The sequence below is a fragment of the gamma proteobacterium symbiont of Axiagastus rosmarus genome (assembly GCF_059730925.1).
This window is the reverse complement of record NZ_AP035925.1, coordinates 1,976,390-2,002,489: the sequence shown is the minus strand read 5'-3', so window position 1 is coordinate 2,002,489 and position 26,100 is coordinate 1,976,390. Positions and strand designations below refer to the sequence as shown.

The following is a 26,100-nucleotide window of genomic DNA, read 5'->3' as shown; positions in this document are numbered from 1 at the left end:
GTATCCGCCCTGATGGCGTAATAATGAGGGAAAGCGAGTCAGCAAAATGCAATAAGCTATAACTACTATATCAGTTAACGTAAGAATGTAGAACGATTAGCTATAAGGATGGGAAAAAGGCCAGCGAACGCTGGCCTCCAGGGAGATTACTTCTTGGCTTCCTGCCACTTACCGTCGAGATAGAAAACCGACCAGCCGGTCGCTTTGCCCTCTTTTTCTGAGGCAACATACTGCTGTTTGGTCTTACGGCTAAAACGCACCAGCGTTTTATTGCCTTCCGGATCCACTGCCGGCGCTTCGGCCAGATACTTCAGTTTCTCCGGCAGACGGTCAGCAAAGCGCTGCAGCTCTTCCACCAACGGCGCACGGGTTTCACGCGATTTCGGGAAGGTGTTAGCGGCCAGGAACACGCCCGCAGCTCCGTCACGCAGCACGAAATATGCATCCGATTTTTCGCACGGCAGCTCCGGCAGCGGTACCGGATCTTCTTTCGGCGGCGCGACTTCGCCGTTACGCAGAATCTTACGGGTATTTTTACACTCGTCGTTGGTACAGGCCATGTACTTACCAAAACGCCCCATCTTCAGGTGCATTTCAGAGCCACATTTTTCGCACTCAACAATCGGACCGTCATAACCTTTAATACGGAATTCACCCTGCTCGATTTCATAACCGTCACACTCCGGGTTATTACCACAGACGTGCAGTTTACGGCCGTTGTCGATCAGGTAGCTGTCCATCGCGGTGCCGCATTTCTGGCAGCGACGACGGGCGCGCAGCGCGTTGGTTTCGGCATCATCGCCTTCCAGCACGTTAAGCACTTCGTTTTCCGGGATCAGGTTAATGGTCTGCTTGCAGCGCTCTTTCGGCGGCAGTGCATAACCGGAACAGCCCAGGAACACGCCGGTGCTGGCGGTGCGAATCCCCATTTTACGTCCGCAGGTTGGGCAATCGATCGAGGTCAGCACCATCTGGTTCGGCTGCATGCCGCCCTCTTCCGGATCTTTCTCCGCCTGCTCCAGCTGCTGGCTGAAATCACTGAAGAATGAATCCAGCACCGCTTTCCATTGCGCTTCGTTATTCGCAACCTGGTCGAGACTGTCTTCCATGTGCGCGGTGAAATCATAATTCATCAGCTCACGGAAGTTCTCTTCCAAACGATCGGTAACAATCTCACCCATCTTCTCGGCGTAGAAACGGCGGTTTTCCACCCGCACGTAACCGCGATCCTGAATGGTGGAAATGATCGAAGCATAGGTAGACGGGCGGCCAATGCCACGCTTCTCCAGCTCGCGTACCAGCGAAGCTTCGCTGAAGCGCGCCGGTGGCTTGGTAAAGTGCTGGCCAGGCAGCAGGGATTTCAGATCCAGCGTGTCGCCTACGTTCACCGGCGGCAGCGTCAAATCTTCATCATTTTTACGCAGCGCCGGCATCACTTTGGTCCAGCCGTCGAAACGCAGCGTACGCCCTTTCGCTTTCAGTTTGAAATCTGCCGCGCCGACGGTCAGCGTGGTGGAATCATATTGCGCGGGCACCATCTGGCAGGCCACGAACTGGCGCCAGATCAGCTGATACAGCTTTTGCGCATCCGCTTCCATATCCTTCAGCTGCTCGGCGGCAACGTTGACATCAGAAGGACGAATCGCTTCGTGCGCTTCCTGTGAATTCTCTTTGCTGGCGTAGGTGTTGGGCGCATCCGGCAGGTAGTTCTTACCGAATTTTTTCTCCACGTAGCCACGCGCCATCGCCACCGCATCCTGACTCAGGTTGGTGGAATCGGTACGCATATAGGTGATGTGACCCGCTTCATACAGACGCTGCGCCATCATCATGGTTTTCTTCACGCCAAAACCAAGGCGGGTGCTCGCCGCCTGCTGCAGCGTCGAGGTAATAAACGGCGCCGACGGTTTGCTGCTGGTCGGCTTGTCTTCACGATCCAGAACGGCGTAACGCGCCTTTTCCAGGATGGCCACGGCCGCTTCGGTTTGCTCGCGGTTAACCGGGCGGAACGCTTTGTCGCCCTGATGCGTCACCCTGACCGCCAGCGCATCGCCTTTCGGCGTCGACAGATCGGCGTCAATTTCCCAGTACTCTTCCGGTACGAAGGCTTTGATTTCTCGCTCGCGCTCCACCACCAGGCGCACGGCAACCGACTGTACGCGTCCGGCCGACAGGCCACGGGCAATTTTTTTCCACAGCAGCGGCGACACCATATAGCCCACCACGCGGTCCATAAAACGACGCGCCTGCTGCGCATTGACGCGCTCAATATTCAGTTCGCCCGGCTTCTCGAACGCCTGACGAATCGCATTTTTGGTGATTTCGTTAAACACCACGCGGCTGAAGCGTTTGTCATCGCCACCGATCACTTCCCGCAGGTGCCAGGCAATGGCTTCCCCTTCGCGGTCAAGGTCGGTTGCGAGATAGATGTGGTCGGCATCGGCAGCCAGGTTCTTCAGTTCGGAGACGACTTTTTCCTTGCCGGGCAGAATCTGATAGTCCGCTTCCCAGCCGTGCCACGGGTCAACGCCCATGCGATTAACCAGCGCGGCCTTTTCATCTTTCTTTACTTTCTTGCCGGTTTTCGCCTTTTCCCCGTCGGCACTTTTACGGGCCGTTGAACCACTGGTCGGCAAATCACGGATATGACCGACGCTGGATTTCACCACGTAGTCATTACCGAGGTATTTATTGATTGTTTTGGCCTTTGCCGGGGACTCAACGATGACGAGTGCTTTACCCATATGTACCTTTACCTAATTGAAACGTCCTGATAAACGGGAGAGGATTGGCAGCCCCAAAACCCAATGGGTTCAATATTGCTGCTGACTTTTTGCTTTTCAAGCCAGCGGGGACAATCTCTGGTCAGATTGCATCGGCATTTGCAACTTGATGATTAAGAGCGAGTTTTCCGTCTGACGGTATCACACATCCTGGTGTGATCTCCCTGAAAGCTGAATCGCCCACACTCTACCTGATAAAATCTGTTACGCAACTTAATTAGCATTCTGTTTAATTTCTCGCCAGTTTTCTGACCGAACGCTGATTTGCTGAACGCACCGACAGGCAAGTAATATAGAAGGAGAAAATTCGCTGTCAAAAAAGAGGTGAAAAATGTCAGCAGAAACGGAATCCATTTCACGCCAGGCGCTACTGGAAATCGCTAATCAGCTCATTGAGCAGCACGATGAATATTTTGCCGGGATGGAAGCCACTGAGGTGATTCAGCAGGGCGAGGTTCTGGTGTTTCGCGGCCCGTGGTTCCTCGACGATGAAGGGTTGCCGACTGCCAAAACCACGGCGGTGTTTAACGTGTTTAAGCACCTTGCCGTGGTGCTCTCCGCGCAGTATCACCTGGCATAAAAAAACCCGGCCTGCGCCGGGTTTATTCACAACAGCGGTTTATCACCGCGCTGCCAGATTTTCAGAATCAGCCGCTCGGCTGCCACGCTGGCACTGTGGGTCACGCGATCAATCATCTTTTTCTTACGCGCGAAGTGCACGCCCAGCACGCTAAAACGGTCCATGCGCGCAATGATCAGCGCATCGCTGGTACCAATCTCATCAATCAGCCCCAGATCCAGCGCCTGACGGCCATACCAGTGTTCGCCCGTCGCCACTTTGTCCAGATCCAGCGCCGGACGCATCTGATGCACAAAATCTTTAAACAGCTGATGGGTTTCATTCAGGTCTTCCTGAAATTTCTCCCGCCCTTCCTCGGTATTCTCACCAAACAGCGTCAGCGTACGCTTGTACTGGCCGGCAGTGTGCAGCTCCACATCAATGTCGTTACGCTTCAGTAGCCGGTTAAAGTTAGGGATTTGCGCCACCACGCCGATGGAACCAATGATGGAGAACGGCGCCGCCACGATGCGATCCGCAACGCAGGCCATCATGTAGCCACCGCTGGCGGCAACTTTATCCACTACCGCGGTCAGCTGCAGCCCCGCATCACGCAGACGTTGTAGCTGCGACGCGGCCAGGCCATAACCGTGCACCACGCCACCGGGACTTTCCAGCCGCAGCAGCACTTCATCACCCGGCTGCGCCACCGCCAGCACTGCGGAGATCTCTTCGCGCAGCGAGCTGACTTCACCGGCGTCCATACTGCCTTTGAACTCCAGCACATAGAGAGTCGGCTTCGCCGCTTCAGTCACACCGGCTTTGGCGTTGCGCTTTTCGGCTTTGGCTTTCTGTTTCTCTTCTTTCTTATGCTGCTTCAGCCACACTTTTTGCGCCTGCGGCTTCATCTTCGCCAGCTGCAGGTCCTCTTTCATCTCACGATAGGCTTCGTCGAGATGGGTTAAGCGCAGCTGACCGCCGCTGTGACGTTTACGCAGCGCGGCATTGAGCACAATCAGTACAATAGCTGCGATCGCCACCACGACGGTGACGGCCTTGGCCAGAAATAATCCATAGCTGGAGAGTAAATCCATTCTGCCGCCTTATTAAACAGTGAATTACAGTCAAACCCTGAGTTTACCCGCTTTGATGCCATTCGTCGCCTGAAATGCCGGCAGGCGGCACAGAATGCGCGTTGCGACGATTGCACCTTGCGCCAAATTGAGGCATAAAGCCAAAAAACCCTCTGACCTGCAAAGGACATCGCTGTGCATTATCAACCGAAAAGCGACCTGCTGGACAATCGCATCATTCTTGTGACCGGCGCTTCCGACGGCATCGGCCGCGAAGCCGCCCTGACCTATGCGCGCTACGGTGCGCGCGTGATTCTGCTCGGCCGCAATGCCACCACGCTACAGCAAACCGCTGAGGCGATTAATCAGCTCAATAAACAGCCCGCCGCTACGCTGCTGCTGGATCTGGCGCACGCCACACCAGAAAGCTGCCAGCAGCTGGCACAACAGGTTGCCGCGCTGGTGCCGCGGCTGGATGGCGTGCTGCATAACGCTGGCATTCTCGGTGAGATCGTGCCGCTGGCGGAACTCGATCCGGCGGTCTGGCAGCAGGTGATGCAAATCAACCTCGACGCCACCTTCTATTTAACGCAGGCGCTGCTGCCGCTGCTGCTAAAATCCGACGCCGGTTCGCTGGTGTTCACCACCTCCAGCGTGGGCCGCACCGGCCGCGCGGGCTGGGGCGCCTATGCCGTGTCGAAATTCGCCACCGAAGGCATGATGCAGGTGCTGGCCGATGAGTATAAAAACCGCCATCTGCGGGTGAACTGCATCAATCCCGGCGGCACGCGCACCAAAATGCGCGCCAGCGCCTTCCCGGAGGAGAATGCCAGCCTGCTGAAAACCCCGGCCGACCTGATGCCGCTCTACCTCTATCTGATGGGCGATGACAGCCGCCGTAAAACCGGCATCAGCTACGATGCACAACCGGGGCGCAAGCCGGGACCGGCCAGCGCATGAGCGATCGTCACCAGCAACGCCAGCAGCGGCTGAAAGAACAGGTTGACGCCCGCATCGCCGCCGCCACCGAAACGCGCGGCATCCTGATGGTGTTTACCGGCAACGGCAAAGGTAAAACCACCGCCGCTTTTGGCACCGCGCTGCGCGCCTGTGGCCACGGTAAAAACGTGGCTGCCGTGCAGTTTATTAAGGGCGAATGGCCCAATGGTGAACGTAATCTGCTGGCGCAGCACGGCGTGGAGTTTCAGGTGATGGCCACCGGTTTTACCTGGGAGACGCAAAACCGTGCCAGCGATACGGCCGCCTGCCAGCAGGTGTGGCAACACGCCAGACGCATGCTGCAAGACGCGTCGCTGGATCTGGTGATCCTCGATGAAATCACCTACATGGTGAGTATGGATTATCTCGATCTGGATGAGCTGATCGCTGCACTGCAGCAGCGTCCGCTGCAGCAAAGCGTGATTATTACCGGGCGCGGCTGTCACCGCACGCTATTGGAGATGGCGGATACCGTCAGTGAGATGCGTCCGGTCAAACACGCGTTCGACGCTGGAATTCAGGCACAGCAGGGAATCGACTGGTAAAACTGACGCCGCAGGCGCGGCGTCAGGGAGCATCAGGAACCGCGTTTATTACTGTTGCGACGCGGGCTGTTATTGCTTACCGCGCTATGACGTTTCACCGCCCGGCGGATTTGGTTCGCTTTGGTGCGGCGACGATCTTTCTCGACCGCCACTTTGGTCACCGTCTCTTCCGGCAGTCCCACCAGCTTACGCAGGTAGTTGACCGCCGGCAGTTCCATCTCCATCCAGCCGCCGCGCGGCAGACCTTTTGGCAGCTGAATATCGCCGTAGCGCACGCGCATCAGACGGCTAACCTGCACGCCAACCGCTTCCCACAGACGACGCACCTCACGGTTACGCCCTTCCGTCAGGGTGACGTTGTACCACTGGTTAATGCCTTCGCCGCCGGCGAATTTGATGGTTTTGAACGCTGCCGGGCCGTCTTCCAGCTGCACGCCCTTGCTCAGCTGACGCACTTTTTCGTCATCCACTTCACCGAATACGCGCACTGCGTATTCACGCTCAACTTCGCGGCTTGGGTGCATCAGGCGGTTGGCCAGCTCACCGTCGGTGGTGAACAACATCAGACCGCAGGTGTTCACGTCCAGACGGCCGACGGCAATCCAGCGTGAACCGCGCAGGCGCGGCAGACGATCAAATACCGTTGGGCGCCCTTCCGGATCGTTGCGCGTGCACAGCTCACCTTCCGGTTTGTAATACGCCAGTACGCGACACACCTCGGTGGCCGATTCAGCAATCGATACCAGATGGCCATCAATACGAATTTTCAGGGTTTTGTCATTTTCGATGCGATCGCCCAGCGTCGCCAGTTTGCCATCGACGCTGATGCGTCCGGCTGAAATCATTGCTTCGATTTCACGGCGCGAACCGTGTCCGGCGCGCGCTAATACTTTTTGTAATTTCTCGCTCATGGAGCTGCCTCGTTGTCGCCTTCCCAGGCGTCGTGGTAATGAAGAGGTAAGATACCGGCGTTACCAGGTCCCGTATCAGAATCTGTGACCGCTTCGCGCCAGGTGCCAGCGCGGACGGCCGGAGATTTTACACCAGCTACAGTTTCGTTAACACCTTTTCCTTTTCTGCCGATAATAAAGCGCCGGAGATCCGGAGGCTGAAGCAGGCAGCACGGTCATTGATTCAGATTTCTGATTGATTTGCGTAACGAGCGTCAGGATAGCAGGCGCAACCCGCTGAAATTACGTTGTTTTGCCTGAGACCGTTAATTTATTTAATGTTGCGCCGATTAGTGCCGCAATAGATTAAAGAGACTCACCAGTCTGTTACCCGCAGCGTTCCCGGCCATGCCGCAGTTGCGCAAACAGAAAATCGGTTCAAAACACTAAAATCAGCACAAAGAACTGAATAATGGCGTTAGCAAAGTTTATTACAGCCAGCAACCCCAGCCATACAGCGGATTGGCGCTGCAGGTTGGATTAAGTCTGTATTTTCGCTTTTATTTGATAAAGATTAAATATGATGAATTGTTCTGCCGCGAAAACTGTGTAAAATTTAATCCTGAATTCGGCTAAGCAGTATCAGAAATTATTTTAATTACTTTTTATAAGCTTTCAAACAACAAGCCATTAACAAATAATGGTACAGCTGGCCTGATAATATAATCCGGCGCGCTCGGGAAATGGCGCGCTAATCGTTTCACGGATTGAATTTAATTTGTCTGTCGAAAGTCTTCACCAGGGATTTTGCTGACGGACATTAAATGAAGACCGCCATCATGAGAACCTCCCTGCTTTGGCCGGCGCTTGCAGCGCTGGCACTGAGCGGCTGTTCCGTGGGCCATACTGAGTACAGTCGTACGGCGCTGCAGCACGTGGATATGAGCGTGACCGGCATCCCGACGGTACTGGGTTTGGGCATCCTCGGTACAACCATTCCGTTAACGCCGGAATACAGTCTGACTGCCGCGCACGTGGCCAAAACCGCCGTGCAGCGCGTGAAGGCTTATCACCCCTATTGCGACGTCGCAATTATTTATCATAAAAACAGTCCGGATACGCTGGCGAAATTCCGCAGCAGCGCGGTGGGCGAGCGAATTAAAATGTATGGCTATAGTTTTATTTCCGCGATGCCGGTGGAGTCGAGCGGCGTTAATCTGGCGCGCACCGCCATTAATAATCGCTGGAATAAAAAACCCTGTATGGCAATGGCTTCCGATGCCGGTGTCGTTCAGGGGATGTCAGGCGGCGCTGTCTATAATGCCGACCAGACAATCAGCGGAGTGATTGTGGGTTACAGCCATGAAATTGCTAACGTACGCAGCAAAAAAGTCATCTTAAAAGATGTCTCGCTGTACATTCCGTACGGCGATTTCAAACGCTGGCTGGAAGCCAATATCGGCCAGACGCCACAAACAGCGCCTGGCCCGGCGTAATCACAGGAACGGGCGGGTATCGCCTGCCCCTTCACGCACGATGACGGGCGCATCGCTGGTGAGATCGATCACGGTGGTTGGCTGCTGGCCCAGCGTGCCGCCATCGATAATTAAATCCACCAGCTTACCGATGCTGTGCTGGATCTCTTCCGGATCGGATTCAGTGAAATCATTGCCTGGCAGCATCAGTGAGGTCGACATCATCGGCTCATTGAGGCGTTCCAGCAGCGCCAGCGCCACCGGGTTTGACGGGACGCGCAGGCCGATGGTTTTACGTTTATCGTTCATCAGACGACGCGGCACTTCTTTGGTGGCCTTCAGAATGAAGGTGTAATTGCCTGGCGTGTTGTTTTTCAGAATGCGAAACGCGCTGTTATCCACCTGCGAATAGGTCGACAGCTCAGAGAGATCGCGGCACATCAGGGTAAAGTTATGGTTACCATCGAGCTGACGAATGCGGCAGATGCGCTCCATGGCATTCTTCTCTTCCAGACGGCATCCCAGCGCGTAGCCGGAATCGGTCGGATAGACAATAACGCTGCCTTTATTGAGATAATCCACCGCCTGATTAACCAGGCGCGGCTGCGGATTTTCCGGATGAATGTGAAAAAGTTGACTCATAAAAACCTCATATCACCCATCAACGTGCAATCTGACCGGCGCTAAAGCGGGAAAACGCTCCCAGACCGGCTCCACGCCGCCCGGCAGCCATAGCTTGCGCCCCAGTTCAATCCACGGACAGGGTTGGTGAAAATCGGACCCCTGTGAGGCCGCCAGCTGATTATCGCGCGCATAGCTCGCCAGCTGGGTACGTTCATTCGGTGCCTGCTGACACTGCGCCACTTCCATCGCATCGCCGCCTTCTGCGGCAAAATGCGCAATCAGTCGCTTCAGCCATTTGGCCGACAGCCCGTAGCGCGCAGGATGGGCCAGTACCGCCACGCCGCCAGAATGATGAATAGCATCAATGGCTTGTTTAATTGTACACCATTGTGGTGGCACGTAGCCGGTTTTGCCGCGCGCCAGATAGTTTTTAAATACCTGCGCCATGTTATCGGCTTTGCCCAGCTCTACCAGATAGCGGGCAAAATGCCCGCGGGTAATCACCCCGCCCTGCGCCAGACGCTGAGCGCCGGCCAGTGCGTCAGGAATGCGCGCGCGCTCCAGCCGTTCGGCAATCAGTTCTGCACGTGCCATACGGCACTGGTGCTGCTGCGCCAGAAAAGCAGTTAACGCCGGATGCTGCGTATCAACGTTGAGTCCGACAATATGAATTTCGTGATTTTCCCACAGCGTAGACGCTTCCACACCGGCCAGTACCCGCAGCGGTAGCTGAAGCTGCTGCACCGCCGCCTGCGCTTCGGCAACGCCCGCCACGCTGTCATGATCGGTAATCGCCAGCACGCCGACGTGCATCTCAACGGCGCGCTGCACCAGCGCGGTCGGCGTCAGCAAACCGTCAGAAGCCTGGGTATGGCTGTGTAAATCATAAAGTGGAAAACGGGCGATATCTGACAAGGTCACTCCAGCGACTGCATTAAACCGGCTGGCATGATAACGATTTTGCCCGTAACTGAAAAAGGGTATTGACTTTTTTCACCCGAACCAGTTAACTAGTACACAAGTTCACACATAACGGGTATTTAATCATGGCTCTTATCGGTACGCATGTTAATGGTTGGTGGCGCGATGATCCCTTTCACGGGCGACGTCGTGATGCACATTTTGCGTAACCGCAGTGCAGATACCTGAGCCCGCCACCGAGCGGGCTTTTTTTTGAGCGAAATTCAGAGAATCCATTATGGCTAATGCGAAACCTACATTGAAGTTGATTACCGGTACCGCGCCCTACCGCGAAGATCCGGCCGCAGTGTTTCATCAATTATGCGGCGCACGTCCGGCAACTCTGCTGCTTGAATCTGCCGATATCGACAGCAAGCAGAACCTGAAAAGCCTGCTGATTGTCGACAGCGCGCTGCGCATCAGCGCCCTGGGCAATGTTGTTACCCTGCAGGCGCTGTCGGAAAACGGCCGCGCGCTGCTGCCGCTGCTGGACGAAGCGCTGCCGCCCGAGGTGCGCATCGCCGTGCGCCCGGACGGACGTGAGCTGCATTTCACGCCGGTTGAGGGTCTGCACGATGAAGACTCCCGCCTGAAGGCGCTGTCGGTGTTTGATGCGCTGCGTCTGATTCCGCATCTGGTGAACAGCCCGGCCGAAGAGCGTGAAGCCATGCTGCTGGGCGGCCTCTTTGCCTACGACCTGGTGGCGGGATTTGAAGATCTGCCGCCGCTGCGCAATGACCAAAGCTGCCCGGACTACTGCTTCTACCTCGCCGAAACGTTACTGGTGATCGATCACCAGCAGCGCAGCGCCCGTCTGCAGGCCAGCCTGTTTGCGCCGTCCACCAGCGAGTTTCAGCGTCTGCAGAGCCGTATTGAACAGCTGCACGGTCAGATGACGCAGCCAGCGCCTGCGCTGCCAGTGCAGCGCGTCGAGCAGATGACGCTGAGCACCAGCCAGAGCGATGAAGCTTACTGCAACGTGGTAAGCGAACTGCAGCAGGCCATTCGCATCGGTGAAATTTTCCAGGTGGTACCATCGCGCCGCTTCTCACTGCCGTGCCCGTCACCGCTGGCGGCTTACGATACGCTGAAAAACAGCAACCCCAGCCCGTACATGTTCTTTATGCAGGATCAGGATTTTGCGCTGTTCGGCGCTTCGCCGGAGAGCTCGCTGAAGTATGACGCCAGCTCACGCCAGATCGAAATCTACCCGATTGCCGGTACGCGTCCGCGCGGTCGCCATGCGGATGGCTCGCTGGATCGCGACCTTGACAGCCGTATTGAACTGGAAATGCGCACCGATCATAAAGAGCTGGCTGAGCACCTGATGCTGGTTGATCTGGCGCGCAACGACCTGGCGCGTATCTGTGTGCCCGGCAGCCGTTACGTGGCGGATTTAACCAAAGTGGACCGCTACTCGTTTGTGATGCATCTGGTGTCCCGCGTGGTAGGCACGCTGCGCAACGATCTTGATGTGCTGCACGCCTATCGCGCCTGCATGAACATGGGCACGCTGAGTGGCGCACCGAAAGTGCGCGCGATGCAGCTGATTGCGGAAAAAGAAGGTACGCGGCGCGGCAGCTACGGCGGCGCGGTCGGCTACTTCACCGCCAGCGGCGACCTGGATACCTGCATCGTCATCCGCTCCGCCTGGGTGGAAGGTGGCGTCGCCACCGTGCAGGCCGGTGCCGGCGTGGTGCTGGATTCTCAGCCTCAGGCTGAAGCGGATGAGAGCCGCAACAAAGCCCGCGCGGTATTGCGCGCCATCGCTACTGCCCATCACTGCAAGGAGATTTTCTGATGGCCGATATCCTGCTGCTCGATAATATCGACTCCTTTACCTACAACCTCGTTGATCAGCTGCGTACTTTTGGCCACAACGTGGTGATTTACCGCAACAACGTCCCGGCAGAAGTGCTGATCGACCGCCTGCAGCAGATGGAAAACCCGGTGCTGATGCTCTCACCCGGCCCTGGCGCACCGAAAGATGCCGGCTGCATGCCGCAGCTGTTACAGGCGCTGCGCGGTCAGCTGCCGATCATTGGTATCTGTCTCGGCCATCAGGCTATCGTCGAAGCTTACGGCGGGCACGTCGGCCAGGCGGGCGAAATTCTGCACGGCAAAGCCTCCGCCATTACCCATGATGGCGAGGCGATGTTTACCGGCCTCAGCAACCCGCTGCCGGTGGCGCGTTACCACTCGCTGGTGGGCAGCAATACGCCGGCGGAACTGACGGTTAACGCCGGCTACAACGGCATGGTGATGGCGGTGCGTCACGAAACGGACCGCGTGTGCGGCTTCCAGTTCCATCCCGAGTCGATTCTCACCACGCAGGGCGCACGTCTGCTGGAGCAAACACTGGCCTGGGCGCTGGCGAAATAACAGGGAGATGATGATGCAAACTATTCTGGAAAAACTGTATCAGGCGCAAACGCTGAGCCAGGCCGAGAGCCACCAGCTGTTCAGCGCGATTATTACCGGACAGCTGGAGCCGACGCAGCTGGCAGCGGCGCTGATCGCCATGAAAGTGCGTGGCGAGCGCCCGGAAGAGATCGCCGGTGCCGCCTCCGCGCTGCTGGCCGATGCCAGACCGTTCCCGCGTCCGGACTATACCTTTGCCGATATCGTTGGCACCGGCGGTGACGGCAGCAACAGCATTAATATTTCAACGGCCAGCGCCTTTGTCGCCGCCACCTGCGGGCTGAAAGTGGCCAAGCACGGCAACCGCAGCGTCTCCAGCAAATCCGGATCTTCCGATCTGCTGGCCGCTTTCGGTATCAATCTCGACATGCCGGCGCAGCAGGCACGGCAGGCGCTGGACGATCTCAACGTCTGCTTCCTGTTTGCGCCGCAGTATCACAGCGGTTTCCGCCACGCGATGCCGGTGCGCCAGCAGCTGAAAACCCGCACGCTGTTTAACGTGCTGGGTCCGCTGATCAACCCGGCGCGCCCACCGCTGGCGGTGATAGGCGTTTATAGTCCGGAACTGGTGCTGCCCATCGCCCAGACGCTGAAAGTACTGGGCTACCAGCGTGCTGCCGTGGTGCACGGTGGCGGCATGGATGAAGTGGCGCTGCACAGTGCGACCCAGGTCGCTGAGCTGCGTGACGGCGAGATCACCAGCTATCAGCTGACGCCGGAAGACTTTGGCTTCAGCTTCCAGCCGAAAGAGGCACTGGCCGGCGGCACACCGGAAGAAAACCGTGACATTCTGACGCGTTTGCTCCAGGGTAAAGGCCAGCCCGCCCACGAGCAGGCCGTTGCGGTAAATGTCGCAATGTTGCTGAAAGTATTCGGAAATGAAGATTTGCGCGATAACGCTGAGCGCGCCATGGCTGCCATTCGCAGCGGTCAGGCGTACGAGCGCGTTGTGGCACTGGCAGCGAGAGGATGAAATGAGTATCAAGGGCACCGTATTAGAGAAAATTGTGCAGGATAAAGCCCTGTGGGTTGAAGCACGTAAATCGCAGCAGCCGCTGGCCTCCTTCCAGAACGATCTGCAGCCGGCGGAACGTCATTTTTACGAGGCGCTGCGTGGCACGCGCACCGTCTTCATTCTGGAGTGTAAAAAAGCCTCCCCGTCTAAGGGACTGATTCGCGCCGATTTTGATCCCGCGACTATCGCCGGGATCTATCGCCATTACGCCTCTGCAGTGTCAGTGCTGACCGATGAGAAATATTTCCAGGGCAGCTTTGATTTCCTGCCGGTGGTCAGCGCCGCCATCACGCAGCCGGTGCTGTGCAAAGACTTTATTATCGATCCCTACCAGATTTACCTGGCGCGCCATTATCAGGCCGATGCCATTCTGCTGATGCTGTCCGTACTGGATGATGAGCAGTACCGTCAGCTGGCTGCGGTGGCGCACAGCCTGAAAATGGGTGTGCTGACCGAAGTCAGTAATGAAGAAGAGCTGGAGCGGGCTATCGCGCTGGAAGCTAAAGTGGTCGGCATCAACAACCGCGATCTGCGTGATTTGTCGATTGACCTGGATCGCACGCGTCAGCTGGCCCCGCGTCTCAGCCATGGCGTCACCGTGATCAGCGAGTCCGGCATTCATAATTACGCCCAGGTGCGCGAGCTGAGCCATTTTGCCAACGGCTTTTTAATTGGCTCGGCGCTGATGGAAGAGCACGACCTCGACGCCGGTGTGCGCCGCGTGCTGCTGGGCGATAACAAGGTGTGCGGCCTGACCCGCCCGGAAGACGCGCAGGCCGCGCATCAGGCTGGCGCGCTGTATGGCGGCGTGATCTTTGCCGCCGGTTCGCCGCGCCAGGTTAACGAGGCGCAGGCGCAGGCGGTGATCGCCGCTGCGCCGCTGAAGTATGTCGGCGTGTTCCGCAATCAGCCTATCGGTGACGTTGTCACGTTAGCCACGCGCTTATCGCTTGCGGCCGTCCAGCTGCACGGCGATGAAGACAAAGCCTACGTCGCGGAACTGCGCCAGGCGCTGCCGGACAGCGTGCGCATCTGGAAAGCACTGAGCATTAAAGATCGGTTGCCGCCACGCGACTGGCCGCACGTTGATCGCTACGTGCTGGATAATGGCCAGGGTGGCAGCGGTCAGCGCTTTGACTGGTCGCTGGTGCAGGGCGAAGACCTGGCTGATGTGCTGCTGGCCGGTGGCCTGAGCGCCAATAACTGCGTCGAAGCCGCTCAGCTCGGCTGTGCCGGCCTCGACTTCAACTCCGGCGTGGAGTCCGCGCCGGGCATCAAAGATGCCAGCAAAGTCGCGGCGGTATTCCGCACGCTGCGCGCCTATTAATTGCGTCTGCCCGCCTGCGGGCGGGCCGGATAAGGAAGAGGACACGATGACGACATTACTTAATCCCTACTTTGGCGAGTTCGGCGGCCAGTATGTGCCGCAGATTTTGATGCCAGCACTGCGTCAGCTGGAAACGGCCTTTGTTGAAGCACAGCGCGATCCGGCGTTTCAGGCTGAATTTACTGACCTGCTGAAAAACTACGCCGGTCGCCCGACGGCCCTGACGCTGTGCAGCAACCTGACCAAAGGCAGCAAAACCCGCCTGTACCTGAAGCGCGAAGACCTGCTGCACGGCGGCGCACACAAAACTAACCAGGTGCTGGGCCAGGCGCTGCTGGCAAAACGCATGGGCAAAAACGAGATCATCGCGGAAACCGGTGCCGGTCAGCACGGCGTGGCGTCGGCGCTGGCGTGTGCCCTGCTCGGCATGAAATGCCGTATTTACATGGGCGCAAAAGACGTTGAGCGTCAGTCACCCAACGTGTTCCGTATGCGGCTGATGGGCGCAGAGGTGATTCCGGTACACAGCGGCTCGGCCACGCTGAAAGATGCCTGTAACGAGGCGCTGCGCGACTGGTCCGGCAGCTACGAAACCGCGCACTACATGCTCGGCACTGCCGCAGGTCCGCATCCATTCCCGACCATTGTGCGTGAATTCCAGCGCATGATTGGCGAAGAGACCAAAGCGCAGATTCTGGAAAAAGAGGGTCGCCTGCCGGATGCGGTACTGGCGTGCGTCGGCGGCGGTTCTAACGCCATCGGCATGTTTGCGGACTTCATCGAAGAGAGCAGCGTGCGCCTGATCGGCGTGGAGCCTGCGGGTCACGGTATTGACACCGGTGAGCACGGTGCGCCGCTCAAGCACGGTCGCGTCGGCATCTATTTCGGCATGAAGGCGCCGATGATGCAGACCGAAGAGGGACAGATCGAAGAGTCCTACTCCATCTCTGCCGGTCTCGATTTCCCGTCGGTCGGTCCGCAGCATGCGCACCTGAACAGCACCGGCCGCGCTGACTACGTGTCAATCACGGATGATGAAGCGCTGGATGCCTTTAAAACGCTGTGTCGTGCCGAAGGCATCATTCCGGCACTGGAGTCATCGCACGCGCTGGCGTATGCGCTGAAGATGATCCGCGAAAACCCGGACAAAGAGCAGCTGCTGGTGGTGAACCTTTCCGGCCGCGGTGACAAAGACATCTTTACCGTTCACGATATTCTGAAAGCTAAGGGAGAGATCTGATGGAGCGTTATAATCAGCTGTTTCAACGTCTGTCCGCAAAACAGGAAGGCGCGTTTGTGCCCTTCGTCACCCTTGGCGATCCGTCGCCGGTGCTGTCGCTGAAAATTATTGATGCGCTGGTCGCGGGCGGTGCGGATGCGCTGGAGCTGGGCATTCCGTTCTCCGATCCGCTGGCCGATGGACCGACGATTCAGGGCGCTACGCTGCGCGCCTTTGCCGCCGGCACCACCGTGGCGCAGTGTTTTGAAATGCTCGCCACCGTGCGCCAGAAATATCCCGACCTGCCGATTGGTTTGCTGATGTACGCCAACCTGGTGTTCAGCAGAGGTATCGACAACTTCTACGCGCAGTGTGCTGCGGTGGGCGTTGACTCGGTGCTGGTGGCAGACGTGCCGGTGGAGGAGTCGGCACCGTTCCGCCAGGCGGCGATGCGTCACAACATTGCGCCGATCTTTATCTGTCCGCCCAACGCGGATGACGATCTGCTGCGCGAAATCGCCTCGCACGGCCGTGGCTATACCTATCTGCTGTCACGCGCCGGCGTTACCGGTGCGGAAAATCGCGCCAGCCTGCCGCTGCACCATCTGATCGAGAAGCTGCGCGAATATCATGCTGCGCCGCCGCTGCAGGGCTTCGGCATCTCTGAGCCGGGTCAGGTGAAAGAGGCCGTTGCCGCCGGAGCCGCCGGAGCCATCTCCGGCTCGGCCATCGTAAAAATCATCGAGCGTAATCAGAACGACCCAACGGCGCTGCTCAGCGAACTGCAAACGTTCGTCAGCGATCTCAAAGCGGCTACCCGCTGAGTTGGCACGGCCCTGCACTGGCTGCAGGGCCCTTCTTACTTCCTGCCTCTTTTTTTCTCCCCTGCGACAAACTTTTTCATCGCACCTGAGTTGCCGAAATGCGAGGCACGGCCCACACTTAAGCGTGCCGTCACGTTACGGTGCACCACCATCTATGACAGGGAGATAACCAATGAAATTGTTCAAAGTCGTTGCGGGTTTTTTAGTGGCTGCAGTGATGGCGCTCACCTTAAGTGCCTGTGCACCAACAGCAACAAAGGAAGGGACCGGCGGTTACATCGATGACACGGTCATTACCACCAAAGTGAAGGCACAGCTGCTGAATGATGAGGCGCTGAAATCGACAGAAATTAACGTTGAGACCTTCAAAGGGAAAGTACAGCTGAGCGGCTTTGTCAGCTCGCCGCAGATGGCCAACCGTGCGGTTGCGGTAACGCGTAACGTAGCGGGGGTAAAATCCGTCGTCAACAATATGCAGATTAAGTAACTAAACGGGCGACCTGCGGGTCGCCCTTTTTCTTTCTGGTGTAAAAATCAGAAACGGTAGCCCGCGCCAAAGAAGAACACCCACGGATCGATGCGGGTATTGATATTCTGCTGTTCGCCCGCCGCTTTGAATTTCACCTCGGTATCGATGTCCATGTACCACAATGACGCGTTGAGCATCCAGTCGCGGTTGATCTGATAATCCAGCCCGACCTGACCCGCCACGCCCCATGAATCTTTCACGCTCAAATCGCTCAGCTGCGCATCCTGCCCGGTCTGGTTGAACTTCGCATCGTAGAAGGTGGTGTAGTTGATCCCGACGCCAACGTAAGGGCGCAGCGCGCTTTGGCTGTCGAAAAAGTAGTACTGCGCCATCAGGGTGGGCGGCAGCTGACGCACGGTAGCGAGGTTGCCGGTCGGGCCAAGTCCCACTTTGTGGCGGAACGGCGTGGCCGCCAGCAGCTCAACGCCGATATTGTCGGTCGCCATCCAGGTAAACGTCAGACCCAGCTGGGTATCATTACTGACGCTGAAGCCGCCCATACCCAGCACATTATCAGAGCCTTCGGTCGGACGAACGGTCGCGCTACCGGCGCGCACAAAAAAATCACCGGCCTGGTGAGCCAGTGCCAGTTGCGGGATCGCCAGCGCCAGCAGCAGCGCGCATTTAGCCAGTTTCATAATCACTCCTTTGCCGGAAAACAGGGTATTGAGGTTAATCGCGGCACAAGATTTACCCCTTTTTTGCGAAAAGATCATCAGCATCAATTCAAATTAATTACTTATAAAACAATGAATTGATTCAGATCAATTTTGCCTTTACAAGCGGACATAAAAATCCTGTTGCCGCCATGACACGGCGTGATTATGTTGCTATTCCCCTTTTGTGATTTTGGTTCGAAGCCTCAGGAGTGGCGGGCGATCAGATGAGCGATTTACTTAACCCCTGTATGACCTGTGGCGCCTGCTGCGCCCATTTTCGCGTTTCTTTTTACTGGGCCGAAGCCGACGACGGCGGTGGCGCGGTGCCGGTTGAACTGACAGAACCCCTGAGCCTGATGATGCGCAACATGCGCGGCACCAACGATCGTGCCCCGCGCTGCGTGGCGCTGCAGGGTGAAATTGGCGGCTGTGTATCCTGCGGGATTTATGCGCAGCGGCCGTCACCATGCCGGGAGTTCGCCATGTCCGGCGAAAATGGCGTGCCGAATGACGCCTGCGATCGCGCGCGGGCGCGCTATGGTTTACCCGCGCTTTTTCACCCTTCTTTACCTGAGATGACAGAAAGTTATGGGATTCCGGGTGCCAGCCTGCCTGCAGAACATGTACAATCGCCGGGTTAATTAACCCGGTTCCTTCAAGGAGTGTACATGTCTATCACGGCAAGCTCGTTATACCGTGACACAGGAAATTTTCTGCGCCATCAGCTGGTCACCATCGTGCTGATGGCGTTGCTGACCTCGTTTATTACCGTGATTGTTGGCCACGCCCTGACGCCGGGCGAGGATCAGTTATCCTTGCTCAGCCAGACCGACAGCAGCGCCTCATCGCTGTTTGAAATCGTCCAGAACATGTCACCAGATCAGCAACGCATTCTGCTGCGCGCCTCTGCCGCCGGCACTTTCGCTGCCCTGATTGGCAACACGCTGCTATTGGGCGGCATGCTGTGCCTGCTGCCGATGGTATCCAGTGGACAGCGCGTCAGCGCGCTGCGCGCGATTGGCGCCTCTGCGCCGCTGCTGCCGAAACTGCTGGTGCAGACCTTCCTGATCACCCTGCTGGTGCAGCTGGGCTTTATGGTACTGATGGTGCCGGGTGTGATTCTGGCGATTCTGCTGTCGCTGGCGCCGGTGATGCTGGCAAGTGAAAAAATGGGCATTTTCAGTGCGATGCGCGCCAGTATGCGTCTGGCCTGGAAGAACATTAAGGTGATCGCCCCGGCGATTATTTTGTGGCTGCTGGCGAAAATTGCGCTGATGTTCTTCTTCTCCTCGCTGACCGTGCTGCCTGCCAATATCGCTTCGGTGGTGCTCAACGCGCTGGGCAACCTGGTATCAGCCATTCTGATTATCTATTTGTACCGGCTGTATATGCTGTTACGTTAAGCGTTATGGCGCCCGCGGCGGCGCCGTAACTCAACGCTCCTGCCCCTGACTGGAAACGCTATGAAGCAGTTACTCGATTTTCTTCCCCTGGTAGTTTTCTTTATTTTCTACAAGCTGTACGACATTTTCGTCGCCTCCGGCGCGCTGGTGGTAGCGACCGGTATCGCGCTGGTGGTCAGTTGGGTGCTGTACCGCAAGCTGGAGAAGATGACCATTTTCACCTTTGTGCTGGTTGCGGTGTTCGGCACCCTGACCTATGTGTTCCACAATGATGAATTCATCAAGTGGAAAGTCACGGTGATTTACTCGCTGTTCGCGCTGGCGCTGCTGTACAGCCAGTGGTTTATGCAGCAACCGCTGATCCAGACCATGCTTGGCAAAGAGCTGCAGCTGCCGGGTGCGGTATGGCGTCGGCTGAATATCGCCTGGGCCCTGTTCTTCCTGGCCTGCGGCCTGGCGAATATTTATGTCGCGTTTTGGTTATCCCAGGCGTTTTGGGTTAACTTTAAGGTGTTCGGTCTTACCGGCCTGACCCTGCTGTTTACGCTGTTAAGCGGCCTGTATATCTGGCGACAGATGCCGCAACAAGAACAAAAATAATCGATGCAGCCCGGTCTCCGCCGGGCTTGTCTTCACCTGCAGAAGAACTGAGCAATGGACGAAAAACATAAGTTGCCGCTAGGCGAGATGGTCTCGCGTACCCTGGCGATGCCGGCAGATACCAATGCCAACGGTGATATCTTCGGCGGCTGGCTGATGTCGCAGATGGATATGGGCGGCGCGATACTGGCTAAAGAGATTGCCAAAGGCCGCGTGGTAACGGTGCGCGTGGATGGTATGACCTTCCTCAAGCCCGTCGCAGTCGGCGATGTGGTGAGCTGCTACGCGCGCTGCATCCGCACAGGCAATAGCTCGATGACCATTAACGTGGAAGTGTGGATTAAAAAAGTGTCGTCCGAACCGATCGGCCAGACCTACTGCGCCACCGAAGCGGTGTTTGTTTACGTGGCGGTCGATAACAGCGGGAAATCCCGTCCGCTGCCGGAAGGCCAGGCCAATCTGAGCAATTAAGCGTATAAAAAAGCGGCCCGGAATGGCCGCTTTTTGTTTGCCTGTCTGGCTTTACTCGATGTTCGCGCCGCCGTTAATGCGGAACACGATGTTCATCGTCAGCCCTTTGCCCGGCCGTCCTGGCTGATAGCGCCATTTCTTCATCGCCTGCTTCACTTCGCGCTCAAACATGTTGCGCGGCTCGGCGGACAAAATCTCTACGTTATCGACGCGCCCATCGCTGTCCACGTCAAACTTCACCCGCACCCGCCCTTCAACGCGCAGCGCGAACGCACGCGCCGGATAGGCCGGCTTGCTGACGCTCATCGCTTTCGGTCCATCCGACACCGTCTGCGTCGGGGCCGGGTTACTCTTTGGTGCCGTCGAGGGGCGCGTTTGCGCGGCTGGCGCGTCCTGTTTAAACGGATTCTCCTGCGGCTTCACCTGCTGACGCGGTTTCGGCTCTGCCTTCTTCTCCACCTTTGGCTTCGGTTTCGGTTTTGGCTTCGGTTTAGGTTCCGGCTTAGGGATCGGCACCGGCTCGGCTTTTGGTGGCTCTGGCGCGACTTCCGGCTCGGGTTCCGGCTCGGGCGGCGGCGGCGGGGTTACAGCTGCCGGTGCCGGTTCAGGCTGCACTTCGGGGGCCACCATGCTAATGCTGATAGGCTGAGACGCTTTAGGAACCTCAATGGTCTGATGAAATGAAGCATAAAGAATGCCGGCGATTACCGAACCGTGAAGGAGCACGGATAAAATCACGGACACAGGCGTTCGGGTTGGAAAAGGCGTAGTCAACGTCGTCATATCAGTCATGTTCATTGAGTGAAGCGCTGATTTTAAATGCAAATAGCAATCAGTTTCAATAAGCACGCTACTGAAGGCTAAAAGAAAGGCGCTTTTTAACCCTGCCTGCGTTGCAGCGCGCGCCCATTATCTTTCGTTTGCACTCTGTTTAGCGATCACTTAACGTGTCTCGCAAATTCGGCAAGTCTAACGGGAGTATCCCATCGTGCTTTACGTCATTTATGCGGAAGATACCGCAGATTCACTGGAAAAACGTAACTCTGTGCGCCCGGCACACCTGGCGCGTCTGCAGCTGCTGCAGGATGAGGGGCGTCTGATTGTCGCCGGTCCTCTGCCTGCCGTCGACAGTAATGAGCCGGGCCCGGCTGGTTTCACCGGTTCTGTGATTGTTGCCGAGTTCTCATCGCTGGAAACGGCCCAGTCGTGGGCCAATGACGATCCGTATATCGCCGCTGGTGTGTACGACAAAGTCACGGTTAAACCGTTTAAACGGGTGTTCTGATGCAGTGGCAGCCCCTTCTGTTGTTAGTGCTGGTGCTGCTGCTGATTGGTCGTGCGCTGTGGCTGTGGCGCCGTCAGGGCTGGCGTCAGGCGCGCCAGCACATCGTCATGCTGGTGGTACTGGCGGCGGCCCTGCAGATAGTGAATGTTTCACTGGTATTACGCGGCCACTGACGACCGCGTTCATTGCTCAGGTATTCTGCGTGATAAACAGGATGGAGCGGCGCTGCTGCTGCGCTACCTGATGACGAATCGCATGGATGCGCTTATAACGACGTGACTGCCCTTCCAGCCAGCGGGCACGACGGCGATGCGCCTGGCGTAACATTCTCCAGCGGGCCACTTCATTTCTGCTGCGTCTCATCACATCCTCTCTGACTGGCTAAACCCGCGACGCATTATAGTGATCTGGCTAAAAATGCCAAATCGAAACCTTCATCGAAACGTCATCAACGATTAAAGGTTTCGCTGGCGCAGATCAACACGTAAACTTTGCCCATCAAAGCGCGAACGGGACGTCCACTTTATGACCACATTTTATACCCTTATCAGCTGGTTGCTGCTGTTTGGCTACTGGCTGCTGATTGCCGGGGTTACGCTGCGCATCCTGATGAAGCGGCGTGCGGTGACCTCGGCGATGGCCTGGCTGCTGATCATCTACATTCTGCCGCTGGTGGGTATTATCGCCTATCTGTCGTTTGGCGAACTGCATTTAGGTAAACGTCGCGCAGAACGCGCCCGCACCATGTGGCCCTCGACCGCCAAATGGCTCAACGACCTGAAACAGTGTCGTCACATTTTCGCGACTGAACACAGCGACGTGGCGCGTTCCCTGTTCGAGCTGTGCCGTCATCGTCAGGGTATTGCCGGCGTTAAAGGCAATCAGCTGCAGCTGCTAACCAGCGCCGATGACGTGATGCAGGCGCTGATCCGCGATATTCAGCTGGCGCGCCATAATATTGAGATGGTGTTTTACATCTGGCAGCCGGGTGGTCTGGCTGATGATGTAGCGGAATCGCTGATGGCTGCCTCACGGCGCGGCGTGCACTGCCGCCTGATGCTGGACTCCGCCGGCAGCGTGGCGTTCTTCCGCAGTCCGTGGGTGGGCATGATGCGCAACGCCGGTATTGATGTAGTCGAGGCATTGCAGGTCAGCCTGTGGCGTGTATTCCTGCGCCGCATGGATTTGCGTCAGCATCGCAAAGTGGTACTGATCGATAACTATATTGCCTATACCGGCAGCATGAACCTGGTGGATCCGCGCTTCTTTAAACAGGATGCTGGCGTGGGTCAATGGATTGATCTGATGGCGCGCATGGAGGGCCCGGTGGCCACCACCATGGGCATCGTCTACGCCTGCGACTGGGAAATCGAAACCGGCAAACGCATTCTGCCGCCAGCGCCGGACGGCAATGTGATGCCGTTTGAGCAGGAGAGCGGTCACACCATTCAGGTGATCGCCTCAGGTCCGGGCTTCCCGGAGGACATGATTCATCAGGCGCTGCTGACGGCGGTGTATTCGGCGCGCGAGCAGCTGATCATGACCACGCCCTACTTCGTGCCGAGCGACGACTTACTGCACGCCATCTGTACCGCCGCGCTGCGTGGCGTTGAGGTGAGCATTGTTGTACCGCGCCACAATGACTCGCTGCTGGTCGGCTGGGCCAGCCGCGCCTTCTTCACTGAACTGCTGGAAGCCGGGGTGAAAATCTATCAGTTTGAAGATGGCCTGTTGCACACCAAGAGCGTGCTGGTGGACGGTCAGCTCAGCCTGGTGGGCACGGTGAACCTGGATATGCGCAGCCTGTGGCTCAACTTCGAGATCACGCTGGTGGTGGATGATGACGGCTTTGGTAGCGATCTCGCCACCGTCCAGGATGATTATATCGCCCGTTCGCGTCTGCTGGACGGCGCGCGCTGGGCAAAACGTGCCTGGTGGCAGCGCATCGTCGAACGACTGTTTTACTTCTTTAGCCCTTTACTGTAAAACGAGCGAAAATATTACCGCCTTAGGGCAAGCAGGAATGACCATGGATTTAAATAATCGCCTTACTGAAGATGAAACGCTGGAACAGGCTTACGATATTTTTCTTGAGCTGGCAGGCGATAACCTCGATCCGGCAGACATCATTCTGTTCAATCTGCAATTTGAAGAGCGCGGCGGCGCCGAGCTGTTTGATCCATCCGAAGACTGGCAGGAACATGTGGATTTCGATCTCAACCCTGACTTCTTCTCAGAAGTGGTGATCGGCCTCGGTGAAGCGGATGGCGAACCGATTACCGATGTGTTCGCGCGCATCCTGCTGTGCCGTGAGAAAGACCACAAGCTGTGTCATATTCTGTGGCGTGAATAAGCCGCAGCGCATAAAAAAACGCCGGGCACTGCCCGGCGTTGTTGTTTATGGCACCGCCCTTATAGCGGATCAACTTTCAGACAGGACACCGCATGGCGGAAACTGCCTTCGAGTAGCGGTCGGGTTTTGGCGCACTCCGGGCCGGCAATCGGGCAGCGGGTGCGGAATACGCAGCCTGATGGCGGATTGATCGGCGACGGCAGTTCCCCTTCCAGCAGCTGAATCTGCTTATTCTTCTCCAGGTCCGGATCAGGAATCGGCACCGCCGACATCAGCGCTTTGGTATACGGATGCTGCGGATCGTTATACACCGCATCATAGGTACCCAGCTCAACCGCGTGGCCGAGATACATCACCAGTACACGATCAGAGATGTGCTTCACCACCGCCAGGTCATGCGCGATGAAGATCAGCGACAGGCCCATTTCATGCTGCAGTTTCTGCAGCAGGTTGACCACCTGCGCCTGAATCGACACGTCGAGCGCCGAGACCGGCTCATCACAGATAATCAGCTTCGGCTCAAGAATCAGCGCACGGGCGATGCCGATACGCTGGCACTGGCCACCGGAGAACTCGTGCGGATAGCGGTTGATGAGGTTCGGCAGCAGACCGACCTTCATCATCATGGTTTTAACCTTATCCTTCACTTCCTGACGCGGCATCTTCGGATAGTAGGTGCGCAGCGGTTCGGCAATGATGTCACCAATGGTCATACGCGGGTTGAGCGAGGCCAGCGGATCCTGGAAGATCATTTGAATGTCGCTGCGCGCCTGACGCCACTCTTCCTGGCTCTGACCCAGCAGATCGCGCCCCAGCCACGCCACGCGCCCGTCGGTGGCTTTCACCAGACCGATAATGGCGCGCGCCAGCGTGGATTTGCCGCAGCCGGATTCACCGACCACGCCGAGGGTTTCGCCTTCATACAGACGCAGACTGACACCATCCACCGCTTTCAGGGTTTTCGGCGGCTGCCAGAACCACTGCTTGCCGTCTTTGATATCGAAATGCACCTTGAGATCGGCGATTTCCAGCAACACTTTTTTCTCTTCAGTTACGGTGCTCATACTAACTCCTCCACCGGTTTGAAGCAGGCGCGCAGGCGCCCTTCGGCAAACGGTTCAAGCGGCGGTGATTTGGCACAAATATCCATGGCATATGCGCAGCGCGGCTGGAACGGACAGCCCTGCGGCAGACGCAACAGGTTGGGCGGGTTGCCGGGAATGGTGGTCAGCGACTCTCCCTCCGCGTCAAGACGCGGCACCGCGCTTAGCAAACCGATCGAATACGGATGGGCCGGCTGGTAGAACACATCGCGCGCACGGCCATACTCCATGGTGCGCCCGGCATACATCACCAGTACCTTGTCACAGATCCCGGCAACAACGCCGAGATCGTGGGTGATCATGATGATGGCGGTGTTAAATTCACGCTTCAGCTCATTCAGCAGCGTCATGATTTGCGCCTGCACGGTGACATCCAGCGCGGTGGTTGGCTCATCGGCAATCAGCAGCTTTGGCCGGCACAGCAGCGCCATGGCGATCATTACGCGCTGACGCATGCCACCGGAAAACTCGTGCGGGAACATCTTCATGCGCTTGCGCGCTTCCGGCATTTTCACCGCGTCCAGCATGCGCACCGACTCTTCAAACGCCTGGGCGCTGCTCATGCCTTTATGCAGTTTCAGCACCTCCATCAGCTGTTCGCCGACGCGCATGTACGGATTGAGCGATGTCATCGGGTCCTGGAAAATCATCGCAATCTGTTCCGCGCGCAGCTTGTTCAGTTTGCTTTCCGGCAGATTGAGGATTTCGCTGCCGTTGAACTGCGCCGAGCCGCCAATGCGACCATTTTTCGCCAGCAGTCCCATCAGTGCAAACGCGGTTTGCGATTTTCCGGAGCCGGATTCACCGACAATGCCCAGCGTTTCACCGGCGCGCAGGGAAAAGTTGAGGTCGTTCACAGCGGTCACGTCGCCGTCGTGAGTACTAAAGGTGACGCGCAGATCTTTAACGTCCAGCAGCAGGTTAGCGTTTCCCGCAGGTGCAGCCGCCAGCGGCTGCTGAGTATCATGATGGGTCATCGGGAA

The 26,100-nt window shown here is 57.2% G+C and carries 27 protein-coding genes, 1 pseudogene and 1 other annotated feature; of the genes and pseudogenes, 18 read left to right on the top strand and 10 right to left on the bottom strand.

All coding sequences use genetic code 11. From position 1 onward, the window contains the following. Positions 1–146: 146 nt before the first annotated feature. Positions 147–2,744, bottom strand: coding sequence for a type I DNA topoisomerase (gene topA / locus AC6I8F_RS09330; RefSeq protein ID WP_059012435.1), 2,598 nt, complete (start codon positions 2,742–2,744; stop codon positions 147–149). Positions 2,745–3,114: 370 nt separating this feature from the next. Here topA and AC6I8F_RS09325 point away from each other — a divergent pair, with 370 nt between their 5' ends. Continuing rightward, positions 3,115–3,363, top strand: a complete 249-nt coding sequence (locus tag AC6I8F_RS09325) for a YciN family protein (RefSeq protein ID WP_159378131.1) — start codon at positions 3,115–3,117, stop codon at positions 3,361–3,363. Between the two features lie 26 nt (positions 3,364–3,389). On the opposite strand, the gene sohB is transcribed toward AC6I8F_RS09325, so the two are convergent. Continuing rightward, positions 3,390–4,436 carry a protease SohB gene (gene sohB, locus AC6I8F_RS09320; protein ID WP_058758624.1) on the bottom strand — a complete coding sequence of 349 codons (1,047 nt, stop codon included), beginning with the start codon at positions 4,434–4,436 and terminating at the stop codon, positions 3,390–3,392. A 174-nt stretch (positions 4,437–4,610) separates the two neighbouring features. On the opposite strand from sohB, the gene AC6I8F_RS09315 reads away from it, so the two are divergent. After that, on the top strand, positions 4,611–5,375 hold the full coding sequence (locus AC6I8F_RS09315; protein ID WP_021510112.1) for a YciK family oxidoreductase: 765 nt from the start codon (positions 4,611–4,613) through the stop codon (positions 5,373–5,375). Then, complete coding sequence (gene cobO, locus AC6I8F_RS09310) at positions 5,372–5,959, top strand: cob(I)yrinic acid a,c-diamide adenosyltransferase (RefSeq protein WP_059011619.1); 588 nt, start codon at positions 5,372–5,374, stop codon at positions 5,957–5,959. Before AC6I8F_RS09315 ends, cobO begins: the two co-directional genes overlap by 4 nt. Before the next feature lie 32 nt (positions 5,960–5,991). On the opposite strand, the gene rluB is transcribed toward cobO, so the two are convergent. Then, on the bottom strand, positions 5,992–6,870 hold the full coding sequence (rluB, locus tag AC6I8F_RS09305; protein WP_059011621.1) for a 23S rRNA pseudouridine(2605) synthase RluB: 879 nt from the start codon (positions 6,868–6,870) through the stop codon (positions 5,992–5,994). Between the two features lie 818 nt (positions 6,871–7,688). Here rluB and AC6I8F_RS09300 point away from each other — a divergent pair. Then, positions 7,689–8,345, top strand: a complete 657-nt coding sequence (locus tag AC6I8F_RS09300; protein ID WP_498028750.1) for a S1 family serine peptidase — start codon at positions 7,689–7,691, stop codon at positions 8,343–8,345. Here AC6I8F_RS09300 and AC6I8F_RS09295 read toward each other — a convergent pair whose 3' ends face one another. Together AC6I8F_RS09295 and rnm are read right to left on the bottom strand one after the other, a co-directional pair. Then, a complete protein-coding gene (locus AC6I8F_RS09295; RefSeq protein ID WP_021510107.1) occupies positions 8,346–8,966 on the bottom strand; it encodes an L-threonylcarbamoyladenylate synthase in 621 nt (206 codons plus the stop codon). It abuts the gene before it with no gap. Between the two features lie 12 nt (positions 8,967–8,978). Further along, positions 8,979–9,863: an RNase RNM gene (rnm, locus tag AC6I8F_RS09290; protein ID WP_211726143.1), complete on the bottom strand. Its 885-nt coding sequence runs from the start codon at positions 9,861–9,863 to the stop codon at positions 8,979–8,981. A 155-nt stretch (positions 9,864–10,018) separates the two neighbouring features. Further along, positions 10,019–10,123, top strand: a sequence feature (Trp leader region). Between the two features lie 23 nt (positions 10,124–10,146). Between rnm and AC6I8F_RS09285 the strand changes: the two genes are divergently transcribed. From AC6I8F_RS09285 to AC6I8F_RS09260, 6 genes and pseudogenes are all read left to right on the top strand, one after another. Continuing rightward, positions 10,147–11,709 (top strand): anthranilate synthase component 1, encoded by a 1,563-nt coding sequence (locus AC6I8F_RS09285; RefSeq protein ID WP_031280219.1) that lies wholly within the window; start codon positions 10,147–10,149, stop codon positions 11,707–11,709. After that, a pseudogene (gene trpD, locus AC6I8F_RS09280) lies at positions 11,709–13,302 on the top strand (bifunctional anthranilate synthase glutamate amidotransferase component TrpG/anthranilate phosphoribosyltransferase TrpD). Before AC6I8F_RS09285 ends, trpD begins: the two are co-directional and overlap by 1 nt. A gap of 1 nt (position 13,303) precedes the next feature. Beyond that, positions 13,304–14,671: a bifunctional indole-3-glycerol-phosphate synthase TrpC/phosphoribosylanthranilate isomerase TrpF gene (gene trpCF / locus AC6I8F_RS09275; RefSeq protein WP_498028749.1), complete on the top strand. Its 1,368-nt coding sequence runs from the start codon at positions 13,304–13,306 to the stop codon at positions 14,669–14,671. A 46-nt stretch (positions 14,672–14,717) separates the two neighbouring features. Further along, positions 14,718–15,911 carry a tryptophan synthase subunit beta gene (trpB, locus tag AC6I8F_RS09270; RefSeq protein ID WP_021510101.1) on the top strand — a complete coding sequence of 398 codons (1,194 nt, stop codon included), beginning with the start codon at positions 14,718–14,720 and terminating at the stop codon, positions 15,909–15,911. Next, positions 15,911–16,714, top strand: coding sequence for a tryptophan synthase subunit alpha (gene trpA, locus AC6I8F_RS09265; protein ID WP_498028748.1), 804 nt, complete (start codon positions 15,911–15,913; stop codon positions 16,712–16,714). The genes trpB and trpA overlap by 1 nt, the downstream gene beginning before the upstream one ends. Before the next feature lie 172 nt (positions 16,715–16,886). After that, positions 16,887–17,201, top strand: coding sequence for a BON domain-containing protein (locus tag AC6I8F_RS09260; protein WP_021510099.1), 315 nt, complete (start codon positions 16,887–16,889; stop codon positions 17,199–17,201). A gap of 47 nt (positions 17,202–17,248) precedes the next feature. Here the strand turns inward: AC6I8F_RS09260 and ompW are convergent, their stop codons facing one another. Further along, entirely contained in the window at positions 17,249–17,881 is a 633-nt protein-coding gene (ompW, locus tag AC6I8F_RS09255; RefSeq protein WP_058771265.1) for an outer membrane protein OmpW, read from the bottom strand. A 245-nt stretch (positions 17,882–18,126) separates the two neighbouring features. Here ompW and AC6I8F_RS09250 point away from each other — a divergent pair, with 245 nt between their 5' ends. Genes AC6I8F_RS09250 through yciA form a run of 4 tightly spaced genes read left to right on the top strand, consistent with a single transcriptional unit; the run spans position 18,127 to position 20,376 of the window. After that, on the top strand, positions 18,127–18,543 hold the full coding sequence (locus tag AC6I8F_RS09250; RefSeq protein WP_021510097.1) for a YkgJ family cysteine cluster protein: 417 nt from the start codon (positions 18,127–18,129) through the stop codon (positions 18,541–18,543). Between the two features lie 27 nt (positions 18,544–18,570). Next, positions 18,571–19,305 carry a YciC family protein gene (locus AC6I8F_RS09245; protein WP_104092993.1) on the top strand — a complete coding sequence of 245 codons (735 nt, stop codon included), beginning with the start codon at positions 18,571–18,573 and terminating at the stop codon, positions 19,303–19,305. Between the two features lie 60 nt (positions 19,306–19,365). Further along, entirely contained in the window at positions 19,366–19,905 is a 540-nt protein-coding gene (locus tag AC6I8F_RS09240; protein WP_058758637.1) for a septation protein A, read from the top strand. Positions 19,906–19,959: 54 nt separating this feature from the next. Next, complete coding sequence (yciA, locus tag AC6I8F_RS09235) at positions 19,960–20,376, top strand: acyl-CoA thioester hydrolase YciA (protein WP_498028747.1); 417 nt, start codon at positions 19,960–19,962, stop codon at positions 20,374–20,376. A 51-nt stretch (positions 20,377–20,427) separates the two neighbouring features. On the opposite strand, the gene tonB is transcribed toward yciA, so the two are convergent. Further along, positions 20,428–21,159 carry a TonB system transport protein TonB gene (tonB, locus tag AC6I8F_RS09230; RefSeq protein WP_031280217.1) on the bottom strand — a complete coding sequence of 244 codons (732 nt, stop codon included), beginning with the start codon at positions 21,157–21,159 and terminating at the stop codon, positions 20,428–20,430. Positions 21,160–21,364: 205 nt separating this feature from the next. Here tonB and AC6I8F_RS09225 point away from each other — a divergent pair, with 205 nt between their 5' ends. Both AC6I8F_RS09225 and AC6I8F_RS09220 read left to right on the top strand, forming a co-directional pair. Continuing rightward, positions 21,365–21,661, top strand: a complete 297-nt coding sequence (locus AC6I8F_RS09225) for a YciI family protein (RefSeq protein WP_010617723.1) — start codon at positions 21,365–21,367, stop codon at positions 21,659–21,661. After that, a complete protein-coding gene (locus AC6I8F_RS09220) occupies positions 21,661–21,834 on the top strand; it encodes a hypothetical protein (protein ID WP_021510092.1) in 174 nt (57 codons plus the stop codon). The genes AC6I8F_RS09225 and AC6I8F_RS09220 overlap by 1 nt, the downstream gene beginning before the upstream one ends. Before the next feature lie 16 nt (positions 21,835–21,850). Here the strand turns inward: AC6I8F_RS09220 and AC6I8F_RS09215 are convergent, their stop codons facing one another. Then, positions 21,851–22,024 (bottom strand): YciY family protein, encoded by a 174-nt coding sequence (locus AC6I8F_RS09215; RefSeq protein ID WP_088517180.1) that lies wholly within the window; start codon positions 22,022–22,024, stop codon positions 21,851–21,853. A 162-nt stretch (positions 22,025–22,186) separates the two neighbouring features. Here AC6I8F_RS09215 and cls point away from each other — a divergent pair, with 162 nt between their 5' ends. Then, positions 22,187–23,647, top strand: a complete 1,461-nt coding sequence (gene cls / locus AC6I8F_RS09210) for a cardiolipin synthase (RefSeq protein ID WP_021510090.1) — start codon at positions 22,187–22,189, stop codon at positions 23,645–23,647. A gap of 37 nt (positions 23,648–23,684) precedes the next feature. Continuing rightward, positions 23,685–24,014 (top strand): HI1450 family dsDNA-mimic protein, encoded by a 330-nt coding sequence (locus AC6I8F_RS09205; RefSeq protein WP_013509338.1) that lies wholly within the window; start codon positions 23,685–23,687, stop codon positions 24,012–24,014. Between the two features lie 59 nt (positions 24,015–24,073). Here AC6I8F_RS09205 and oppF read toward each other — a convergent pair whose 3' ends face one another. Together oppF and AC6I8F_RS09195 are read right to left on the bottom strand one after the other, a co-directional pair. Next, the gene (oppF, locus tag AC6I8F_RS09200; RefSeq protein ID WP_494260929.1) at positions 24,074–25,078 is read right to left on the bottom strand and encodes a murein tripeptide/oligopeptide ABC transporter ATP binding protein OppF; all 1,005 of its coding nucleotides are present in this window, start codon (positions 25,076–25,078) and stop codon (positions 24,074–24,076) included. After that, positions 25,075–26,094, bottom strand: coding sequence for an ABC transporter ATP-binding protein (locus tag AC6I8F_RS09195; RefSeq protein ID WP_021510087.1), 1,020 nt, complete (start codon positions 26,092–26,094; stop codon positions 25,075–25,077). The genes oppF and AC6I8F_RS09195 overlap by 4 nt, the downstream gene beginning before the upstream one ends. Positions 26,095–26,100 lie beyond the last annotated feature (6 nt).

Bases quoted from the DNA above. Each gene is read 5' to 3' on its own strand.
- topA (WP_059012435.1), bottom strand. From the start codon at position 2,744: ATGGGTAAAGCACTCGTCATCGTTGAGTCCCCGGCAAAGGCCAAAACA.
- AC6I8F_RS09325 (WP_159378131.1), top strand. From the start codon at position 3,115: ATGTCAGCAGAAACGGAATCCATTTCACGCCAGGCGCTACTGGAAATC.
- sohB (WP_058758624.1), bottom strand. From the start codon at position 4,436: ATGGATTTACTCTCCAGCTATGGATTATTTCTGGCCAAGGCCGTCACC.
- cobO (WP_059011619.1), top strand. From the start codon at position 5,372: ATGAGCGATCGTCACCAGCAACGCCAGCAGCGGCTGAAAGAACAGGTT.
- rluB (WP_059011621.1), bottom strand. From the start codon at position 6,870: ATGAGCGAGAAATTACAAAAAGTATTAGCGCGCGCCGGACACGGTTCG.
- AC6I8F_RS09300 (WP_498028750.1), top strand. From the start codon at position 7,689: ATGAGAACCTCCCTGCTTTGGCCGGCGCTTGCAGCGCTGGCACTGAGC.
- AC6I8F_RS09295 (WP_021510107.1), bottom strand. From the start codon at position 8,966: ATGAGTCAACTTTTTCACATTCATCCGGAAAATCCGCAGCCGCGCCTG.
- AC6I8F_RS09285 (WP_031280219.1), top strand. From the start codon at position 10,147: ATGGCTAATGCGAAACCTACATTGAAGTTGATTACCGGTACCGCGCCC.
- trpCF (WP_498028749.1), top strand. From the start codon at position 13,304: ATGAGTATCAAGGGCACCGTATTAGAGAAAATTGTGCAGGATAAAGCC.
- trpB (WP_021510101.1), top strand. From the start codon at position 14,718: ATGACGACATTACTTAATCCCTACTTTGGCGAGTTCGGCGGCCAGTAT.
- trpA (WP_498028748.1), top strand. From the start codon at position 15,911: ATGGAGCGTTATAATCAGCTGTTTCAACGTCTGTCCGCAAAACAGGAA.
- AC6I8F_RS09260 (WP_021510099.1), top strand. From the start codon at position 16,887: ATGAAATTGTTCAAAGTCGTTGCGGGTTTTTTAGTGGCTGCAGTGATG.
- ompW (WP_058771265.1), bottom strand. From the start codon at position 17,881: ATGAAACTGGCTAAATGCGCGCTGCTGCTGGCGCTGGCGATCCCGCAA.
- AC6I8F_RS09250 (WP_021510097.1), top strand. From the start codon at position 18,127: ATGAGCGATTTACTTAACCCCTGTATGACCTGTGGCGCCTGCTGCGCC.
- AC6I8F_RS09245 (WP_104092993.1), top strand. From the start codon at position 18,571: ATGTCTATCACGGCAAGCTCGTTATACCGTGACACAGGAAATTTTCTG.
- AC6I8F_RS09240 (WP_058758637.1), top strand. From the start codon at position 19,366: ATGAAGCAGTTACTCGATTTTCTTCCCCTGGTAGTTTTCTTTATTTTC.
- yciA (WP_498028747.1), top strand. From the start codon at position 19,960: ATGGACGAAAAACATAAGTTGCCGCTAGGCGAGATGGTCTCGCGTACC.
- tonB (WP_031280217.1), bottom strand. From the start codon at position 21,159: ATGACGACGTTGACTACGCCTTTTCCAACCCGAACGCCTGTGTCCGTG.
- AC6I8F_RS09220 (WP_021510092.1), top strand. From the start codon at position 21,661: ATGCAGTGGCAGCCCCTTCTGTTGTTAGTGCTGGTGCTGCTGCTGATT.
- AC6I8F_RS09215 (WP_088517180.1), bottom strand. From the start codon at position 22,024: ATGAGACGCAGCAGAAATGAAGTGGCCCGCTGGAGAATGTTACGCCAG.
- cls (WP_021510090.1), top strand. From the start codon at position 22,187: ATGACCACATTTTATACCCTTATCAGCTGGTTGCTGCTGTTTGGCTAC.
- AC6I8F_RS09205 (WP_013509338.1), top strand. From the start codon at position 23,685: ATGACCATGGATTTAAATAATCGCCTTACTGAAGATGAAACGCTGGAA.
- oppF (WP_494260929.1), bottom strand. From the start codon at position 25,078: ATGAGCACCGTAACTGAAGAGAAAAAAGTGTTGCTGGAAATCGCCGAT.
- AC6I8F_RS09195 (WP_021510087.1), bottom strand. From the start codon at position 26,094: ATGACCCATCATGATACTCAGCAGCCGCTGGCGGCTGCACCTGCGGGA.